Consider the following 16,684-nt stretch of genomic DNA (forward strand, 5'->3'; position numbering starts at 1 on the left):
TATAAGAACATAGTATATTATAACTGTATTTCTATATTTTGTATTATAATTTATGAGAAGTTTATGAATCTAATAAAATATAAATTTAAAAAACCTCCGTATACATCTAAAGGGAGTTTTTACACTAACAACATTAACATCAAGAGATACAAAAACTTTCTTACTTGAGGATGTTTTCAAAGTATTACTGTCTCAAATGCTACTACAGCTAACGCTTCACCGAGTCCATTATTTATCCAACAAACAACATATATTTGTTATGATGAATCAAATTCATATTACTGTGAGGATAGTGACTATGGTTATTAGTAGTTATTAAAGAGGGCCTTGGCTCTTTTTTTATTTTCTTTCGACATAATATGACAATATACGAATTAATAGTTTGGTATTATTATCTAGAAATCTTACATTTATCTACAAATTATTATTGTATTTTTAATTTTTTAAATGTAAAATATTTCAATGTAAATACATACCATTTAGGGGGATAAAGAAATTTATGAAAAAATTATTAGCTTCAGCAACAGCGGTAACACTATTAACAGTGGGGTACAGTTCTTCTGCATTTGCAGCTAAGAGTCCTAATGATACAAAAAACTGTGGCCATTTTAAAAGTCAACAAGATGCTCAAGCATTCTGGGATCAAAATGGATATGGTGTTGGAAATGATCCACACCGTTTAGATAATGATAAAGACGGCATTCCATGTGAAGATTATAAATATCCAAAGAGCACAAATACTACAACAGAAAATAAAGAAACTACTAAACCTCAAGAACAACCTAAACAAGAAAACACTAAACAAGAAAACACTAAACAGGAAAACACTAAACAAGAACCTGTTAAACAAGAAAACACTAAGCAAGAGAATTCAAAACAAAACAACCAAACAACAAATAATAAACAAGAACAAACTAAGCCTCAAACAACTGCAAAAGAAACAAAGAAAAATACTAATACAGTTGTGAAAAAAGAAACGAAAAAACAAGGTGAAAAATTACCTAATACAGCATCAAACGGTGTTACAATGATGTTAGCAAGCTTAGGATTAGCATTAGCTGGTTCTGTATTAATGTTCCGTCGTAAAAAGACAAACGCATAAAATAGTTCCTTAAAACGGCAGGAGAAATCCTGTCGTTTTCAAATGGAGTGATAAAAGTGAATAAAAAACAATGGATAGGCTTATGTTTAACTGTTATTGGACTTACTATCTTTTCCTATTATTTTCTAGAATGGTATAGTGCTAGACAATCAGCAGAGTCGTTAACAACTAACGAGGCTAAACAATATGAGACCTCCACACCTTCTAAAGAAAATGAAACGCAAAAAATCAATCAAACAGAGATAGAGACAGAGACAAAGATTGACACTTCATTACAATCTGAAGAACCTGTACAAATTCCTGCTTCAAAGGTAAACCATCAGTTAGGAGATAAAGTAGCATATTTAATTATCCCTAAAATACAAAAGAAATACTCTGTATATTGGGGAGCTGATGATAAAGTATTAAAAAAGGGTGTAGGTATGTTTGTTAGTGACTTAACTACTACACCATCTGGAAATGGTCATACAGTTTTAAGTGGACATAGAGATACTGTTTTTACCGAGCTTGGTCAATTAAAGGAAAATGACCAACTTATCGTGGAATATGAAAATAAAACATATACATATGAAATTAAAAAGCATTGGATAACAGATTCAGAAGATCGAACAGTTATTGTAGAAAAAAGTGAGTCAACATTAACATTAACAACTTGTTATCCTTTTGACTATATAGGAGACGCTCCAGATCGGTACATAATTGAAGCATCTCTACTTTCCATTCGTTGAGGATGGAAGTCCAATACACATTTGTAAAATTAAAGTGGTTATCCAGTCGGAGAAAGGCACCTTAAGGGTGTCTTTTTTGATGTAATTTAGTTGCCCATATGGAAAGTTTGTTATAGTTTTTTGTTTAGCGTAATTTTTTTCGAAATATTAGCGGCATATCATGCTCATCAAGCCAACAGAACAGGTTGCTCCCAGAAGTTTTTTATACAGAATAACATCAAAAAATACGTCTTGAACAAGCATTAAAAAAGAAAGCTGAAGGGCAAGTATACCCTTTTGGAATCTTTTTAAGAGAAAATGATACAATGAAGATAATATTAGGAAATTATGGGGATGATTACGTTGCTTACTTTGATAAAATTTGTAGTTAGTTATGCTGCAAGTCTGTTTGCTTTTATTTTTGGATGGTTCTTAATTTCATATATTTTTAATCCTAGCTTTATTCACCCGGACGTTTTACATGGATTCATAAAAACTATCGTCACTTATGGTAGTATACCAGCTCTCATAGCTTGTTTACTTGGGGAAGTTTTATATAGGAAAATTAAACGATGTCGAGAGTTTCAATTTGGAATTCCTTTATTTATAGGACTAGCATTTATCTATACACTTATACCATTTCTTTTTCTTTTTACTTTTACTTTTTCACATTTCTTTGACTTCGCTGCACCTGTCATTATGGGGTCCTTAGCTTTTTATTTAGTGCGTAGAAAAATATAATTATAATAGATATGTCTGAATCACTAGTTTCAAAAATCCTTCACGCAATGATGATTGCATGAAGGATTTTGATGTTTTCTTATTTTTTTGTCTCGTTGATCCATGTAATAATGTCCTGGATGACGTACTCGGGAACATTAGCAGGGATTTCGTATTCACTAGGAAGACTTAATTCACCGCCACCTTCCATGAAGAAATGATTCAATTTCGGGTATTTTTTGAACTGAACATTTCCGCGGTTTGAAAGTCCTTCTTGCCATTTTGTATATTCATCTTTTACTGTTACTTGGTAATCGCGTGCTCCTTGCAGAATGAGTAAAGGCTCTTTTCGTAATTTTGCCTCTTCAACTGGACGCCACCTAGAAACATCATACATAAAATGAGGTGACCCAAAATTGTAGTCAGCTGGAGGACGGTCAGGATTGAAAGTAGGATCCTGAATAAAAGCAACCTGTCTTTTTAGTTCAGTGATTTCTTCCTTTGACGCCCCAAGGTATTCATACTGATCAATGGCAATGTCAGTCAAAGGGCGTGCAGGTGGTGCGAGTAAGATGCTTCCTCGGACAAGTGAGGAAGGCGCTTTGTTCAGTATACGTGGCATTGTGCCAGCTCCTAGGCTATGTCCAAGAATGAAAATATTATTTGGATCAATGCCTTCCTGCTGCGCTACTGATTTTGCTGCATATATGGCATCATCTGTAGTATCACGGTCTAATGTAACAGGTTCTGCACTCATCTTTAATGCATGTTCTAAGGTGCGCTTTTCATAGCGCAACACTGCAATTCCGTTGGATGAAAGGCCCACCGCAATGTCTCGTAAGATTTTTGTTCCCATATATGTGCTATCGCGATCATGGATGCCAGCACCATGAACAAGAACAACTACGGGCAGTTTTTCACCACGCTTATGTTTCGGAACTGTTAATGTCGCTGGTAACGGATAGGTAGAATTTCCAATGACGATTTCACGTTCTTGATAGGAGTCAGGTTGATCATAGCTAGGATGCGGGATGGTATAAGATTCCTCGGGTGGCCTTTCTCCAATTTCATCTACTTTCCCGCCAGGTGTGAATTTAAGGAGTAGCGGTATGGTAGTTCCTTCGGTAGCTGCTGGAATTTCCACCGTCTGATGGACCAAGTTTCGTTTTTTTATCACGGGGATTCCCATGCTTTTTATCCCGCTCCAACCACTTTGTGTCCACCAGTTTTGTAATGTGGTTGCTGTAAACTTGGATTGAAAAGCAGCAGACGTCAACTGTAGTGCCTCTGCATACTTACCTTGCTGGAGATATTCAAAAAATAATGATGTACGCTCCGTTAAAGAGACTAGTTTCTTTTCAGCAGATTGTTCCTCGTGTGTATCTGCGTGAATAGTTGTTGTAAGCGGGAAAGATGAAACGCCTAAAGAAAAGAGTAGGGTAAAGGTAAGTGCAGATCTTTCTATTTTCTTTTTTTTATTCATGTTTTAACCTCCAATATGTGATGGTAAAAAACAGGTATAGTAATTAGAATTTTAGTGCGAAAACTTCAAAATATTTGCAAGTAATCTCCAAAACTTGGACATACTAATATTATTATTCTAAAAAACGTAGATTTTTTCTCTTGTCACATGCATATTAATCCCAGAAATAATCTTCCTTCCTTCACTTTCTATTTTGATTATAGGAAACAAAGCTCTCGTTTTTCTTACTTGATACTTACAAATTCCTTAAGCAGGGGATATTTTAAAATCTTAGCTTGATGGATATGTGGTGGTACTCCTATGTTAAGAGATAGCTTAAGTACCAAGGATTATGTTGTTTTTATAAAGAGTTGATGTTATGTTTGTTTTGTAACATATGGTGTTTTATGTATGTAGGAGGATTTATTGAAGAAATTATTAATATTGTTTTTATTAGCTACATTTTGTCTACAGATTACAGGATGTTCTAATAATATGGGTGCACAAAGGGAGAAGTTTAAAGCTTCAACACCTGTGAAGTTTAAACGCATCAATAAAGGGTGGTACAAACATATGTAATAGTTTGTATCACCCTTTGTTGATGTTAGAAATCATAAGGAAAAGGTTGATAGTTAGATATTTTTCATAAAGAAAAGACACTTATATAAGAGTGTCCTTTCTAATAGTTTTTTAGCAGAAGCAACTGCATCCGATAATGATTAATAGTATAAAGAGTACAACGAGTAAAGCAAATCCGCCAGCAAAACCACAGCCTTCTCCGCAATTACCACCATAGCCCATAATAGTTCCTCCTTTAGGTAAGAGGATAAAACTAAGGTTCATTCATGTATTTTAACAGGCTCGCTTTACCTTATGTTTTTAACAATGAATGGAGCAGTTTCTTTTTTATTTTATCGAAAGTAAACTTTTAGCCAGTAGTTTATTTTCATACTATTGATTTTTATAAGTATTTGGTGAAAAATCAAGGAGTTGCAAAAAAATACTATACCGAAATTTAGTTCGGTATAGTAACGTGCATATAAAAGATCCCACTTTGCTATATCCTCAAAAAGAGTCATAAAAATCTATGTTTTTTTAATTCAGTTGCAAACTACAAAACTTCTTTTAAAGAAATGTATGTACATACAAATTATATTTTATTCCATAACTCCCTAACTTTTGTTCACGATAGTCTGATATTGAAAAAAATATAATATTTGGTACGACATCACTTTGTTTTTTTATAAAGTTTTGTAATTAAACTATAATATTGTATTTTTTTTGTATTATTGAAATTAGTAATAATAAAATGTATTATTGAAAAGCACAATTTATAATTCAAGTAATCAGGACTATGCGCCCATTATAATTTGAACATTCAGAAATTATAATATTGTCTAAAAATGAGGTGAGATTCATAGAAACAGTAAATATTAAATGGTATGGAATGTATAGTATAAATGATTTTTATAATAGGGAAGAAGCTTCTAAGAAGGGGATATTTGCAATCTCTAGAGTATGTGCTAAGAATGTAACATTGCTATATATAGGACAAACCAAAAGAAGTTTTATACAAAAGATAAGGGAACTTAATAAGGTGTGGCCTTTCGATGAGAGCGAATTAAAGATTACATTAGGAATAATAGAATTTCCTAGTGGTGAAATTTACTCTGAAAAGAAGGTAAAAGAGATAAAATCTCTTTTGATTTTACGACATACCCCATTAGAAAACGAAACATCTTTATTATACTATAGAGGGAAATTTAATTTAAAAATTATAAATAAGGGAAGAAGAGGTTTAATTGTTAAAAAGCTTTCTACAGGAGATCTAATGTGGACATAATTGGAATCACCTTTGAATAAAATTGAAGGTTTCTTAAGTGCGGAAGCTTATCAATTTTTAATGTATTAAACTATTTTGAATGACATATGTCAGATGCTTGAAAAAAATAAATTTTATTATGATCTGAGATCCTGTAGGAAAGTGTAGTTTATTTCTATTATTTAATAAAATATTAAGAAAATTATAGAGATAATACATAAAGAGTAGAGGAGAAAGTAAACGCGGAGGTTTGAAGAATGGGACAAGTAAGTAGATTTCAAGAAAAACAACAGAATCGTCGTCAAAAGGCAATTTTTAATATTGCATTTACTTTAATATTAGTGACAGTTGGTATAGTGACATACCAGTTATTTACTGCTTCTAATACATCAAAGAAAGCAATTGCTCAAGAAAAGAAAGCAACAAAGATAGAAGAGAAGAAAACTGAAGATAAAGAGGTAGCAAAGATAGAAGAGAAGAAAACTGAAGATAAAGAAACAGCACAGCTAGAAGAGAAGAAAACTGAAGATAAAGAGGTAGCAAAGATAGAAGAGAAGAAAACTGAAGATAAAGAAGCAGCACAGCTAGAAGAGAAATCAAAAGCAGAAAAATCGGTAAAAACAAACGGAAATGAAAATAATGAGGAAGAAAAAGCGGCATCTCAAGAAAAGGGTTCTCAAACTAATCCTTCTTGGAAGCCAATTGGTACCGAGCAAGGAGCAAAACCTGAAATGAAATTTAAAGAAGGAACAGTAGATTGGAGTGAGATGAAAAAAGCAATTTCTTATGCTGTTGATGTTCCAGAGAGCCAATTGATTTTCGATTTTATTGGGAATAATGGTAATAATAAAGCCTACGGTAATGTACGAGATAAGCAAAATAATAAAAAATATAAGGTTAATATTGATTGGGTAGAAAATCAGGGGTGGAAACCAGCATCTGTTCAGGTGGTAAGATAAATAATAGAAATGTAATGATGTAAATAAGCTGTCCATATGGGCAGCTTATTATTTTTTTGCTTTATTTACCTCACTATTTTATCTATAACTTCTTTATATTTATGATAGTAATTAGTTTCAAATAAATATGGGGATAGTTGGACTGAACAAAATGTTCCTTGTAAGTAGTAAGCATCTTTTTCGATTTTAATTTATAATTATTTATAAAAAAGAAAAGACACCCTAAGGTGCCTTCCTTCGACTTGAACCATCTTAATTTTAATAATATATTGGACTCCCATCCAAATATTATTTTACCATGTTAAGTTGTTTTATTCATTGAGAAATATGTTTTAAATCTATATTTTTAAAAAATATATAGATTTGAACAATATGTATACGAGCCGCATATCAAAAAAAGACACTCTCAAGAGTGCCTCTCCTTAGCAGCCGAATCCGCCGCCCCAACAGCTAGCGCCAACGATGATTAATAAGATGAAGAGCACAACAAGTAAGGCAAATCCGCCGCCGAAACCACAGCCTCCACCACAACTACCGCCATATCCCATATTAACTCCTCCTTCCATAAAGACCATTTATTAATGGATTTAATTTAATTTATGTTTTTAAGGATGAATGGAGCAGGTCCTTAAAAAATAAAAGGATTTTGGAAGTTAAAAAGAGTTGACGACCTTATTTTTGTCACCGGTATTTCGTCTTCTACATATTGTATTTTATTCTGTGTATTGGGGGAAGGAGGATCTTATGGCTAATTCTGAGATGATTTTACGTTTACTTACGGATTTAAAGATTGAACAACAATTGTTGAAAGAACAGTTAGAGAAAATGCAAACAGCTGTGACTATTCTTGAAGAAAAATCAGTGACGCTTAAAGAAAAACCAGCGACTCTTAAAGAAAAAACAATGACTCCTGAAGAAAAACCATCTGTTACAAAGCAAAGGGCTTTTTCTGGACGCCCAACATCTTTTCGTGATTGGAGAGCATCTAGTCAAAAAAATTAGGGAATGTTATGTGAAATGATAAGTAAAAAAGTACAGTCTGCTGTAGAAAAGACTGTACTTTTTTATGTCAGTAGAGAATGTTAAGGGAGACGTATTTATTTGGCCTATTCCACTTTTAATTGGAGTTCTTTATCTAACTTATCATTATTAATTTTTAAAGTTAATCCTTGCGTGTTTTTCGGTACATCAAATACAATGTTTCCTTCCGAATGTTCATCAGGGTTAACAATGCCAAATTTAAATGTAGAGGTATTTGCAGCTTTAAGTACGGATTGATGTTCATTAGAAATGTGATATTCTTTTCCGAATTCATCAATTAATTTAAAGTTGTTGATATCTAGTGTAATGGGTTCTTCTTTGCGATTATAAACTGCGATATCTAATACTTTAAAGACACCTTGTGCTTTAACTTCTCCAGTCCCTAGAACATCTAATGACTCGGCAGATCCCATTGACATGTATACATCAGAGGAATCTACATTGGTAGGAAGTTCTTTTTGCGGATTCTTGCGATTAAGTTCGTTATTCTCTGTTTTTTTTGAAGTCTTTTGCTCGTTTTTCGCAGATGTATCATGTGAACTGCAAGCTGATACTCCAAACAAGAATGTGCTACATAATAATGATGTTAATAACTTTTTGTTCATCGTTTGTTTCTTCCTTCCAAAATAGAAGCACTTTTAATGAGTGCTATATATATTTGTCTTTATATGTATTACATTTTATATCTTATTATATTGATTTTGGAAGGAAAAGGGAAAATGTTGTACATTTCTCTGATTCGAATTATTTATCTGTCTAAAAGTTGAAATTAAAATGAGCCCCATAAATGATAAACCATTCCACTAACAAAAAACACTAATCCTAAAAATAAAACAATTAAAGCAAGTACTCCATTTTTATTATGTTCCATAAAATTAGCTCCTTTTTCATTTACTTATATACAAAAGCCTCTAGTCGTAATTATGGCTAAAGGCTTTAATCTTCATACTTTGTACTTTATAAAAAAGTTGTACTTCTGTATTAATTTGGAATATGATTATTTAAAGAGAAGGTGATGAGTACATGCATGAAACAAAACAATTCCCGCTTATATCGGGAAATCTCTCATTAGATTTAGTAAATACAGAGTTAGTTAGGCGTGGACAACGTTATGATTTATTAATAACAGATGAAGATGTATTAGAATGGTTACATGTAATAAAGGTTAATCTTCCTTTTTTGAATGGAAAAACATTTATAGGGATTCAAGAGCGAATGAAGCTGGTTACATCTAGTATATTAGAAATAAGAAATATAATGAGAAAGCAGTTTGAGGCAATTGCTGATCAGCACGAAATTTCCAATGATTTTATTACGTATTTAGAAAAACAAATTGAGAAAGCACCGTTTACATATAAAATCATTGAACAGCAGCTAGTACCTATCCCGGTTGGAGAAATCGAGGATGTACTCACATCGTTAATTGCATTTGATGCTTTAACTTTAATAGTAGAAAATAAGCTTATTTTCCTTAAAAGGTGTTCAAACCCTGACTGTGTTTTATTATTTATAGATAAGAGTGGAAAACGAAAATGGTGTTCTATGAAAATATGTGGGAACCGGAAAAAGGTAGCAAAATTCCAGAATCGAAAATGTGAAGAAGTTTAGGGAATCAACTTATAACAGTTGATTCTTTTTTTGTATTCTTGAACTAACCCTTAAAATTAATGTTTACAGGTTAGTTATGTCAGGTTATAATTGTTGGTAAATAAAGGAGGAGAACGATGGATAATATAACAGCAACTAAGCAGAAAGATCCTCAACCAATAAGTGTACGATATTTTACGAAAATGAAAGGGAAAGGAAGAAGCCCATTACAAGTAAATGTAAAGGACTCTTTAACGGGACTACTAGGGGGATTTTTAACAATTCTTACCTTAACATATTTAACGAGCATAACCTCTACAGAATTATTAATGGCTCCATTTGGGGCGAGTTGTGTATTGGCGTTTGGAGTTTGGAATGCGCCATTATCTCAGCCGCGTAATATTATTGGAGGACATTTGATTTCAACTTTCATCGGTCTATCAATATATCATTTGTTTGGGAATGAATATTGGACAATTGCTTTAGCGGTGGGGATGGCAATAGCCGTTATGATGTTAACGAGAACGACGCACCCTCCAGCAGGCGCCGATCCGATTATCGTTATTTTAGGGGCAAATAGTTGGAGTTATTTAGTAACACCAGTTTTAATTGGCTCCGTTGTTATTGTAGTTATTGCTTTATTCATTAATAATATGAGTAGTAAAAGAAATTATCCAACTTTTTGGGTGTAGTTTGTGAAGTGAAAAATAATTTAAGTGAGTATTCTATTCTTACTATGTTTTCATTTCACATACATTTTAGTTTACAAAGAAAAGACACCCATATAAGAGTGTCTTTTCCAATAGTTTTTTAGCAGAAGCAAGAAGCTCCAACGATGATTAATAAAATAAACAATACAACTAATAGTGCAAATCCTCCAGCAAAACCGCAGCCTTCGCCGCAACTACCACCAAATCCCATAATAGTTCCTCCTTTAATAAGAGGGGAAAACAAAGGGTCACTCGTGTTTTTTAACGGATTCCATTTACTTTATGTTTTGAAGTATAAACATGAGCGGGTCCTTTTGAAAATAAAAAAGACACCTTGAGGTGCCTTTTGTCCAATGTCATTTCATTAATATTCGTTAGCATAAAACTCTTTTATTAATTTTATTTCATTTGTATCTGGATTAAACTTAAATATTTTAATTTGATTCGATTCATCTTTGTATGCAAATGTATTCTCACCAACTTGGGTCATATTGCTGGTGTTTAAAATAGGATCGCTACCGTGATCAGTAATTTCCACAGTTTTCTCCCGGTCCCAGAATGCAATGACAATAATCAAAATGATAAGACAAACCCGTATAAAACGTAATTCTCTTGCAACAGGATGTTCCATCTGTTAGTCTCCTTTATTGTTTGATAGATTCTGTTTATAAAAGAGATAATTCCTAGGGATAGAATATAAATAAAAAAGACACTTTAAAAAGTGTCTTTTTTATTTTAGTTATGCGCATTACTTAATAAGACGCTAGTTCCTCAGTCTGGCTATGAGTAACTATGTAGGGTAACTCCATTATAACATTTTAACCAGTAATGGGTCTATATGGAATTTGGTTGATTTTAATTTTGATGATTCATAACTATTTGTTAAGTATTTAGATGAAGGAACTAAGCTTGTTTTAGAAGAGTATTTAGATGAGCTTGATATAGATGCTATGTCTTATACATTGGTCTTGCGGCAATACAACTGGAGAAAGGGGAGGTTTGCATTAATCGAGCGAGGGGCAAATCGTGGGCTTTGGGAAGAAGCTGATGTAGAAGATTATGAAGAGAGAAAGAAAGTTTTACATACATTTAAAGCACAGCTGATAAAGTGTAGAGTTATATTTCCCTTTACACGAACATAACGGTATAATATATTTAAGTTAAGTAAACTTAACTATTAAGTGAAATGAAATAAAAGCATGGAGGATGCTATGACTAGAACGTATAAAGAAGTAATTAATGAAATGAATCGAGCCTATACGGAACTCTATATTTTACTATTTCAAGATTTAAAGGATGAGTTCGGTCTTACTGGGCAGCAAGAGAGCATGCTATTTCATATTAATTTAAATGAAAACACGACAGCAAATCACATTGCGACTACTTTTAATATATCAAAAAGTGCCGTTAGCCAAGTTTTATCGAAATTGGAGAAACAGAAGATGATTTCAAAACAAGTAAACCCTAATAATAAACGTGAGTATTTCCTTACACTTGGTCCAAACGGTAGTAAGTATATAGAGCGGTTGTCTGAGTTAGATGATGTATTAATTGAGAAATACTTTTCTAAAATCGATATAAATGCCCTAGAGCAAATGACCGATACATTAACGAAAATAAATAAAGTGATATTGGAAGAAAAGCAGAAGGATCTTGATTGTAATGAGTAAGAAGCAAGATGAAACAATTAGTAGAAAGGAGGGGAAGCGTGTTATGAGTTACATACCAAATATGATTACGATAGCAAATTTTGTGTGTGGACTTTTGGCTATTCACGCTGTTTTCGTTCACGATATGTATGGTGCAGTTATGTTCATTATTACAGGTATGGTCTTTGATCTGTTTGATGGCATGGTCGCTCGGAAATTGGATTCTGTTTCGGAAATAGGCGGAGAGTTAGATTCATTTGCGGATTTAGTTACTTTTGGGGTGGCACCGTCTATTCTTGCATATAGTGCCTCGTTAAAAGATTTGCAGTCTATCGGGATAATATGTGCGCTTGCTTATAGTATTTGCGGAATGCTTCGGCTTGCAAGATTTAACATACAGCAAAGCAAACTTCCGACATTTATCGGAATGCCGATTCCATTCGCGGCAATGTGTCTCCTTATTTTATGCTTTTTAAATAATCCAGTTTCCGTGGCGTTTGGTACATGCGTACTCGCTTATTTAATGGTGAGCAAAATCAAATTTCCCCATTTTAAAAAACATATAGCTGAAAGCTTGGATCCTGAAAGCTTGGATTGATGATACGGAACTACAATGAGAAAGATAAAGGAGAATAGCATGATTCGTACGGCATTAAGATCGTTCAACATACAAATGTATTGTTTGCTAGGCGTAATGTTATTGGGATGGTTGATGACGCCTTTTTCAGCCCAGTTTGTCGGGATAAGCATTGGCCTTTTGGTGAGTATGTACTGCGCCTGGATTTTAGGAAGGCGTATTGAAAAGTTTGGAGATAGTATTGTAAAAAAAGAAAAAGCACCGATGCTCGGAATGATAAATCGGTTCGCAGCCGCAATACTAGGTGCGATTATTATGTATGAAATAGAACACCATGAATTCATGTGGACATTTGCTGCTGGAATCATGGGGGGATATTTCTTGGTTATTATTAATTTGGGGTATTACAGTATGAGGGATGCGGAGGAGTAAAGAAAAGACACCCTAAGGCGCCTTCCTTCGACTTGAACCATTTTCATTTAATACGAATCTATCCGTATTACCCCTTTGTTATAAATGTAAACACACCCTATAAAACAGAATCATCTATATACACCAGATTGTTAGTTCATAAAATACAAGAAATTTGAGATTAGTATCGGAGTAACGCCACATCCCCTAAAATGATTGATATGTTACGCCTATCAAAAGAATCTGCTTTATAGAACGTGTCCACAGTTTATATTTTACTATATTTAATATTCATTAAGTGTATTTTTTGTTAATATGTATAATTACATAAAGTGGAAGGCGAAAGAGAGTATGCTTTCGTATTGTGTAATGAAGAAAAAACACTTTAAGGTGCCTTCTTTCGATTGGAATCATCTTAATTGTATTGCGTCGTTATCATATAAGAAAAAAGACATCAATTAAGATGTCCTTTTTTCTTTGTAAAATTGGTGTTAAGAAGGTATAACCTATGAATAATATAACAATCATCGAGTAAGTTTATTATAACAGCGATAAATAGGGTTTTTATATGTAATATTACATATATATAGATTTATTTATGTTTTATTTGTATATTTTAATTGTCTGTTCCTTGTTTTAATTCGTTTAGTTATATTATTTTTTGAGTGCTCCAGCAATGGAGCCTTTTTTTAGTATTCTATTTTGATGATGTTCCATAAGATTAGCACCTTTTAAAGCTGTTTTTATATAAAAAGCCTTTAACTTGTAATTATAGCTATAGGCTCTAAGTGTCATACTTTATAGTTTATAAAATCTTATAAGAAGAATAACCAGTATTTTATATAGAATTTATCCCGCTATTTGCCGAGCTGCCTGTAAACGCCCAAGTGGTGAGAGCTGATTAAAGTTTCACTTTATAATGTTTTTTATCCAATTTGGAATTGAAAATGTACTAGCTTGATAATGAAGCTAGGTTATTAGAAGTGAAAAATTTTAGTTTTATTATAATTAATAGAAATGAAAGTAGTGTAAATATAAATCCACTCCAAATAAGTTGATGAATACCTAAGTTTGAAATGAACCAGCCTCCAATAGTTGTTCCTAGAGTAATTCCGAGATTTGAGAATGAAACGAATAGGCTATTACCAAATTCGGGTGCTTCTCTTGCTTCACTTATTAACCATGTTTGACCAACAATTAATCCACCAGCATGCACGATTCCCCAAATGAATACCATAAAAATCATTGGAACAAGATAAGAACCTAAATAATAAACCAATGTGTAAACAATAGAATATAAAATAGGGAACGATATTACTGTATTTACTATGCTTCTTTGCAAGAGACTACCAAATAAATGATTGCCTAAAATCATAACTATACCAAATATGAATAGCATGATACTGATGAGAGATCCATTCATGGAAGTTACTTTTGCAAGGTACTCGGCGAAGTAGCTGTATACGGAAAACATAGCTGCAAAAAGGAATGTGATGGTTAAAATATTTAACCATAATCCTGGTTTGCCGAGTATACGAATTTGTTTGCCGAAAGACATTTTTTCTTTAACGGGCATAGAAGGAAGTGAGATTAGCATTCCAATGAATGCAAGGGCGTTAATAAGCGCTCCGAATAAGAAAGCAATTTCTAATGAAAATTGATCTGCAAGGTAAGAGGTTAATGGTACACCTAGTGCAAAGCCAACCGTAATTCCCATGAAAACTTTTGTAACCGCTTGACCACTCTTTTCAGGAGGGGCAAGTTTAGCAGCTGTTACAAGAGCGATTGAAAAGAAGAGTGGGTGAAGTGCTGCTGGTAAAATACGAAAAACAAGCATGATTTCAAATTGTGTTGTATAAGCGTAGATTATATTTGAAATAACAAAAACAAAGATGACTGTTAATAAAATTATTTTGCGATTAATACTAGAAATGAGCAGAATTAAAAACGGACCAGAAATAGCAACGACTAGTGCGAATATACTTACTAAAAATCCTGCTTGTGCAGTTGAAATGCCAAATTTCTGAGTGATTTGTGGTAATACGCCGACAATACCCATCTCGGTAGTAATAATTCCAAACACCCCTATTGCTAGTGTAAGAATAAGTAAAGGACTTACTTTTTTCATTTGTAAAACTCTCCATTCTTATTATTATTTTGAAAGTAAAATCGATTTATTAACAAAGAAATGAGCATGATTGGATGTCAATAGTATTAGAATTATGTAATGTTAAATACAAAGACAGATATCTAAATAACTAGATATGATATGTTAAAAAAATGCTCCTTTCTATGTTTCTTACTTTTATAGGTAGCGAAGTTTTAAAAAGAATGTATTGGACAGCTATATAAAAGTAGAATGTGTGAAAGCAAATAATCAATTGGTAGGTTGATTATTTGCTTTCATTTTATAATTCGTTTTGAACGTATTCAGAAAACTCTCGTATTGTTTTTTCATTTCGGCGATAGTAGGTCCATTTTCCAATTCGGTCAGATTGTAGTAAACCTGCTTTTTTCATAGTTAATAAATAACTAGAAATAACCGATTGGGCTAAGCCAGTTTTAAGCTGGATATCTCCTACGCACACTCCAACTTGAAAACTAAGGCCTTGCTCTAGATAAGCTTTTTCATCGAAATGGTTTTCTGGATTTTTCAACCATGATAAAATTTGACATCTTGTTTCATTTGACAATGCTTTATAAATTAATAAAGGTTCCATAAGGATATTATATCTACTTTTATAGATTTGTAAATGGGTTTGTGTGATTTTAAGGGAAGAAGGTATAGTTGATCCCCTCGAATAGGAACAGGGTGCTCTTGATCTGTACCTTTTGTAAAGGACATTCTAAAAAAAGTTAGGCAACCTAAAAAAGATGATTTCTGTATGCAAACAGGAGTCATTTTCTTTAAATTCTATTGATAGCAAGAGTGATTACAGTACGTCATATATTTCTTAATTTCATGTGTTAACTGAACAAACGATTCACATGAGTTTATATATGCTGCATCGGTTAAAGTATTACAGGCAAAAATGATAGTATTGTTAGGTTTAAGCATGTTGTTGCCTAGCTATCAATGGCGGATTCCTAAGAAGAGTAATAATAAAACCCAACTGAAGATTTAAGAAAAATTTTATGTTTATCCCACTCTTTATTTTAAAAGTTTTTCCTATCCTATAAATGACTTACATCATGAAGGAGACTAAAAAAGACAAAGTCATAGATGAAAATGTAAAGTTAGGGGATTCTACATGCATACAGGAGTTTTGATTAGTTATTTGTATACGTATTTTTTTACTATAATTTTTTGTATTGTGTTTCAAATTGGATTTTATTTTAAAGCGAAAAACAATATATCTATTCGGCATTTTTTATGGGTGTATGTTTTTCTATTCTACCTTTCGCTAGTGTATAAGGTGACGCAAATCGCGACTGTATGGGATATAAGTAGATATGAAATGTGGATTCGTGTAAGTCAAATCAACTTGACTCTATTTGATACGGTAGGTAGTACTACGTATCTTTTGAACATTGTACTGTTTATGCCGTTAGGTTTTTTATTACCGACTATTTGGCCGCAGTTTAGAAAGATAAAAAACACCGTATGCGCGGGATTCTTTTTTTCATTGGCAATTGAGTTAAATCAATTACTAAATAATAGAATTACAGATATTGATGATTTATTTACGAATACCCTTGGGGCAATTATTGGGTATGTCTTATATAAAGTATTATATACAGCGTTATTTAAATTGATATTGAAAAGAGAGGAAAAAAAGCTTGATACAAACTCGTCTCTAGTCATAAAATACGAGGCTGTTTTTTGTTTAGTGTGTTCATTTGTAGGTGCGATGTTCATTTATTATCCAGCTTTATTTGGAAGACCTGTAATCATTCAGTGAGGTGAGTATGAATTTCTTTTGAACGCTCGAGCGAT

Annotated in this window: 21 protein-coding genes and 2 pseudogenes; 15 read left to right on the top strand and 8 right to left on the bottom strand. The window is 32.8% G+C overall.

Annotation, left to right across the window (positions count from 1 at the left end; translation table 11 throughout):
* The first annotated feature begins 499 nt into the window (after window positions 1-499).
* The 4 genes and pseudogenes from JFU02_RS24385 (at window position 500) to JFU02_RS24400 (ending at window position 2,550) form a co-directional block, all read left to right on the top strand.
* A complete protein-coding gene (locus JFU02_RS24385; RefSeq protein ID WP_097820804.1) occupies window positions 500-1,102 on the top strand; it encodes an excalibur calcium-binding domain-containing protein in 603 nt (200 codons plus the stop codon).
* Window positions 1,103-1,158: 56 nt separating this feature from the next.
* A complete protein-coding gene (locus JFU02_RS24390) occupies window positions 1,159-1,830 on the top strand; it encodes a class D sortase (protein ID WP_098316594.1) in 672 nt (223 codons plus the stop codon).
* 185 nt (window positions 1,831-2,015) lie between these two features.
* Window positions 2,016-2,138: pseudogene (locus JFU02_RS24395) on the top strand (GNAT family N-acetyltransferase); the annotation flags it as partial.
* A 25-nt stretch (window positions 2,139-2,163) separates the two neighbouring features.
* On the top strand, window positions 2,164-2,550 hold the full coding sequence (locus JFU02_RS24400) for a hypothetical protein (RefSeq protein WP_025988997.1): 387 nt from the start codon (window positions 2,164-2,166) through the stop codon (window positions 2,548-2,550).
* 79 nt (window positions 2,551-2,629) lie between these two features.
* Here JFU02_RS24400 and JFU02_RS24405 read toward each other — a convergent pair whose 3' ends face one another.
* On the bottom strand, window positions 2,630-4,012 hold the full coding sequence (locus JFU02_RS24405; protein WP_098867561.1) for an alpha/beta hydrolase family protein: 1,383 nt from the start codon (window positions 4,010-4,012) through the stop codon (window positions 2,630-2,632).
* Between the two features lie 405 nt (window positions 4,013-4,417).
* Between JFU02_RS24405 and JFU02_RS24410 the strand changes: the two genes are divergently transcribed.
* Complete coding sequence (locus tag JFU02_RS24410; RefSeq protein ID WP_176543001.1) at window positions 4,418-4,570, top strand: hypothetical protein; 153 nt, start codon at window positions 4,418-4,420, stop codon at window positions 4,568-4,570.
* 111 nt (window positions 4,571-4,681) lie between these two features.
* Here JFU02_RS24410 and JFU02_RS24415 read toward each other — a convergent pair whose 3' ends face one another.
* The gene (locus JFU02_RS24415; protein WP_000540370.1) at window positions 4,682-4,792 is read right to left on the bottom strand and encodes a YjcZ family sporulation protein; all 111 of its coding nucleotides are present in this window, start codon (window positions 4,790-4,792) and stop codon (window positions 4,682-4,684) included.
* 607 nt (window positions 4,793-5,399) lie between these two features.
* Here JFU02_RS24415 and JFU02_RS24420 point away from each other — a divergent pair.
* Window positions 5,400-5,834, top strand: a complete 435-nt coding sequence (locus tag JFU02_RS24420; protein ID WP_042973216.1) for a hypothetical protein — start codon at window positions 5,400-5,402, stop codon at window positions 5,832-5,834.
* Window positions 5,835-6,070: 236 nt separating this feature from the next.
* A complete protein-coding gene (locus JFU02_RS24425) occupies window positions 6,071-6,772 on the top strand; it encodes a YrrS family protein (protein WP_098471946.1) in 702 nt (233 codons plus the stop codon).
* Window positions 6,773-7,194: 422 nt separating this feature from the next.
* Here JFU02_RS24425 and JFU02_RS24430 read toward each other — a convergent pair whose 3' ends face one another.
* Window positions 7,195-7,320 carry a YjcZ family sporulation protein gene (locus tag JFU02_RS24430; protein WP_000540377.1) on the bottom strand — a complete coding sequence of 42 codons (126 nt, stop codon included), beginning with the start codon at window positions 7,318-7,320 and terminating at the stop codon, window positions 7,195-7,197.
* A gap of 196 nt (window positions 7,321-7,516) precedes the next feature.
* Here JFU02_RS24430 and JFU02_RS24435 point away from each other — a divergent pair, with 196 nt between their 5' ends.
* A complete protein-coding gene (locus JFU02_RS24435; RefSeq protein WP_000013694.1) occupies window positions 7,517-7,774 on the top strand; it encodes a hypothetical protein in 258 nt (85 codons plus the stop codon).
* Window positions 7,775-7,878: 104 nt separating this feature from the next.
* Here the strand turns inward: JFU02_RS24435 and JFU02_RS24440 are convergent, their stop codons facing one another.
* Window positions 7,879-8,418 carry a DUF4352 domain-containing protein gene (locus JFU02_RS24440; RefSeq protein WP_086406489.1) on the bottom strand — a complete coding sequence of 180 codons (540 nt, stop codon included), beginning with the start codon at window positions 8,416-8,418 and terminating at the stop codon, window positions 7,879-7,881.
* Between the two features lie 418 nt (window positions 8,419-8,836).
* On the opposite strand from JFU02_RS24440, the gene JFU02_RS24445 reads away from it, so the two are divergent.
* Both JFU02_RS24445 and JFU02_RS24450 read left to right on the top strand, forming a co-directional pair.
* Window positions 8,837-9,421 (top strand): CGNR zinc finger domain-containing protein, encoded by a 585-nt coding sequence (locus tag JFU02_RS24445; protein WP_061667537.1) that lies wholly within the window; start codon window positions 8,837-8,839, stop codon window positions 9,419-9,421.
* 116 nt (window positions 9,422-9,537) lie between these two features.
* Complete coding sequence (locus JFU02_RS24450) at window positions 9,538-10,092, top strand: HPP family protein (RefSeq protein WP_086406490.1); 555 nt, start codon at window positions 9,538-9,540, stop codon at window positions 10,090-10,092.
* Window positions 10,093-10,210: 118 nt separating this feature from the next.
* Here the strand turns inward: JFU02_RS24450 and JFU02_RS24455 are convergent, their stop codons facing one another.
* Both JFU02_RS24455 and JFU02_RS24460 read right to left on the bottom strand, forming a co-directional pair.
* Entirely contained in the window at window positions 10,211-10,321 is a 111-nt protein-coding gene (locus JFU02_RS24455; RefSeq protein WP_000505669.1) for a YjcZ family sporulation protein, read from the bottom strand.
* 153 nt (window positions 10,322-10,474) lie between these two features.
* Window positions 10,475-10,741: a YmzC family protein gene (locus JFU02_RS24460; RefSeq protein WP_000400965.1), complete on the bottom strand. Its 267-nt coding sequence runs from the start codon at window positions 10,739-10,741 to the stop codon at window positions 10,475-10,477.
* Between the two features lie 247 nt (window positions 10,742-10,988).
* On the opposite strand from JFU02_RS24460, the pseudogene JFU02_RS24465 reads away from it, so the two are divergent.
* From JFU02_RS24465 to JFU02_RS24480, 4 genes and pseudogenes are all read left to right on the top strand, one after another.
* Window positions 10,989-11,252, top strand: a pseudogene (locus JFU02_RS24465) (hypothetical protein); the annotation flags it as partial.
* A gap of 69 nt (window positions 11,253-11,321) precedes the next feature.
* Window positions 11,322-11,780 carry a MarR family winged helix-turn-helix transcriptional regulator gene (locus JFU02_RS24470; RefSeq protein ID WP_000198953.1) on the top strand — a complete coding sequence of 153 codons (459 nt, stop codon included), beginning with the start codon at window positions 11,322-11,324 and terminating at the stop codon, window positions 11,778-11,780.
* Window positions 11,773-12,357 carry a CDP-diacylglycerol--serine O-phosphatidyltransferase gene (pssA, locus tag JFU02_RS24475; RefSeq protein WP_000038936.1) on the top strand — a complete coding sequence of 195 codons (585 nt, stop codon included), beginning with the start codon at window positions 11,773-11,775 and terminating at the stop codon, window positions 12,355-12,357. The genes JFU02_RS24470 and pssA overlap by 8 nt, the downstream gene beginning before the upstream one ends.
* 39 nt (window positions 12,358-12,396) lie before the next feature.
* Window positions 12,397-12,768, top strand: a complete 372-nt coding sequence (locus JFU02_RS24480; protein ID WP_000621424.1) for an ATP synthase subunit I — start codon at window positions 12,397-12,399, stop codon at window positions 12,766-12,768.
* A gap of 931 nt (window positions 12,769-13,699) precedes the next feature.
* Here JFU02_RS24480 and JFU02_RS24485 read toward each other — a convergent pair.
* Together JFU02_RS24485 and JFU02_RS24490 are read right to left on the bottom strand one after the other, a co-directional pair.
* Complete coding sequence (locus JFU02_RS24485; RefSeq protein ID WP_201071799.1) at window positions 13,700-14,875, bottom strand: MFS transporter; 1,176 nt, start codon at window positions 14,873-14,875, stop codon at window positions 13,700-13,702.
* A 280-nt stretch (window positions 14,876-15,155) separates the two neighbouring features.
* Window positions 15,156-15,467, bottom strand: a complete 312-nt coding sequence (locus JFU02_RS24490) for an ArsR/SmtB family transcription factor (RefSeq protein WP_000433538.1) — start codon at window positions 15,465-15,467, stop codon at window positions 15,156-15,158.
* A 531-nt stretch (window positions 15,468-15,998) separates the two neighbouring features.
* Between JFU02_RS24490 and JFU02_RS24495 the strand changes: the two genes are divergently transcribed.
* Window positions 15,999-16,649 carry a VanZ family protein gene (locus JFU02_RS24495; protein WP_201071801.1) on the top strand — a complete coding sequence of 217 codons (651 nt, stop codon included), beginning with the start codon at window positions 15,999-16,001 and terminating at the stop codon, window positions 16,647-16,649.
* Window positions 16,650-16,684: the final 35 nt, after the last annotated feature.

The organism is Bacillus sp. TH13 (assembly GCF_016651175.1).
Taxonomy (GTDB): domain Bacteria; phylum Bacillota; class Bacilli; order Bacillales; family Bacillaceae_G; genus Bacillus_A; species Bacillus_A thuringiensis_S.

What these genes read in the sequence shown, in the direction of transcription:
- JFU02_RS24385 (WP_097820804.1), top strand. Translation starts at nt 500, where the DNA reads ATGAAAAAATTATTAGCTTCAGCAACAGCGGTAACACTATTAACAGTG.
- JFU02_RS24400 (WP_025988997.1), top strand. Translation starts at nt 2,164, where the DNA reads ATGATTACGTTGCTTACTTTGATAAAATTTGTAGTTAGTTATGCTGCA.
- JFU02_RS24405 (WP_098867561.1), bottom strand. Translation starts at nt 4,012, where the DNA reads ATGAATAAAAAAAAGAAAATAGAAAGATCTGCACTTACCTTTACCCTA.
- JFU02_RS24415 (WP_000540370.1), bottom strand. Translation starts at nt 4,792, where the DNA reads ATGGGCTATGGTGGTAATTGCGGAGAAGGCTGTGGTTTTGCTGGCGGA.
- JFU02_RS24425 (WP_098471946.1), top strand. Translation starts at nt 6,071, where the DNA reads ATGGGACAAGTAAGTAGATTTCAAGAAAAACAACAGAATCGTCGTCAA.
- JFU02_RS24430 (WP_000540377.1), bottom strand. Translation starts at nt 7,320, where the DNA reads ATGGGATATGGCGGTAGTTGTGGTGGAGGCTGTGGTTTCGGCGGCGGA.
- JFU02_RS24435 (WP_000013694.1), top strand. Translation starts at nt 7,517, where the DNA reads ATGGCTAATTCTGAGATGATTTTACGTTTACTTACGGATTTAAAGATT.
- JFU02_RS24440 (WP_086406489.1), bottom strand. Translation starts at nt 8,418, where the DNA reads ATGAACAAAAAGTTATTAACATCATTATTATGTAGCACATTCTTGTTT.
- JFU02_RS24445 (WP_061667537.1), top strand. Translation starts at nt 8,837, where the DNA reads ATGCATGAAACAAAACAATTCCCGCTTATATCGGGAAATCTCTCATTA.
- JFU02_RS24450 (WP_086406490.1), top strand. Translation starts at nt 9,538, where the DNA reads ATGGATAATATAACAGCAACTAAGCAGAAAGATCCTCAACCAATAAGT.
- JFU02_RS24455 (WP_000505669.1), bottom strand. Translation starts at nt 10,321, where the DNA reads ATGGGATTTGGTGGTAGTTGCGGCGAAGGCTGCGGTTTTGCTGGAGGA.
- JFU02_RS24460 (WP_000400965.1), bottom strand. Translation starts at nt 10,741, where the DNA reads ATGGAACATCCTGTTGCAAGAGAATTACGTTTTATACGGGTTTGTCTT.
- JFU02_RS24470 (WP_000198953.1), top strand. Translation starts at nt 11,322, where the DNA reads ATGACTAGAACGTATAAAGAAGTAATTAATGAAATGAATCGAGCCTAT.
- pssA (WP_000038936.1), top strand. Translation starts at nt 11,773, where the DNA reads ATGAGTAAGAAGCAAGATGAAACAATTAGTAGAAAGGAGGGGAAGCGT.
- JFU02_RS24480 (WP_000621424.1), top strand. Translation starts at nt 12,397, where the DNA reads ATGATTCGTACGGCATTAAGATCGTTCAACATACAAATGTATTGTTTG.
- JFU02_RS24485 (WP_201071799.1), bottom strand. Translation starts at nt 14,875, where the DNA reads ATGAAAAAAGTAAGTCCTTTACTTATTCTTACACTAGCAATAGGGGTG.
- JFU02_RS24490 (WP_000433538.1), bottom strand. Translation starts at nt 15,467, where the DNA reads ATGGAACCTTTATTAATTTATAAAGCATTGTCAAATGAAACAAGATGT.
- JFU02_RS24495 (WP_201071801.1), top strand. Translation starts at nt 15,999, where the DNA reads ATGCATACAGGAGTTTTGATTAGTTATTTGTATACGTATTTTTTTACT.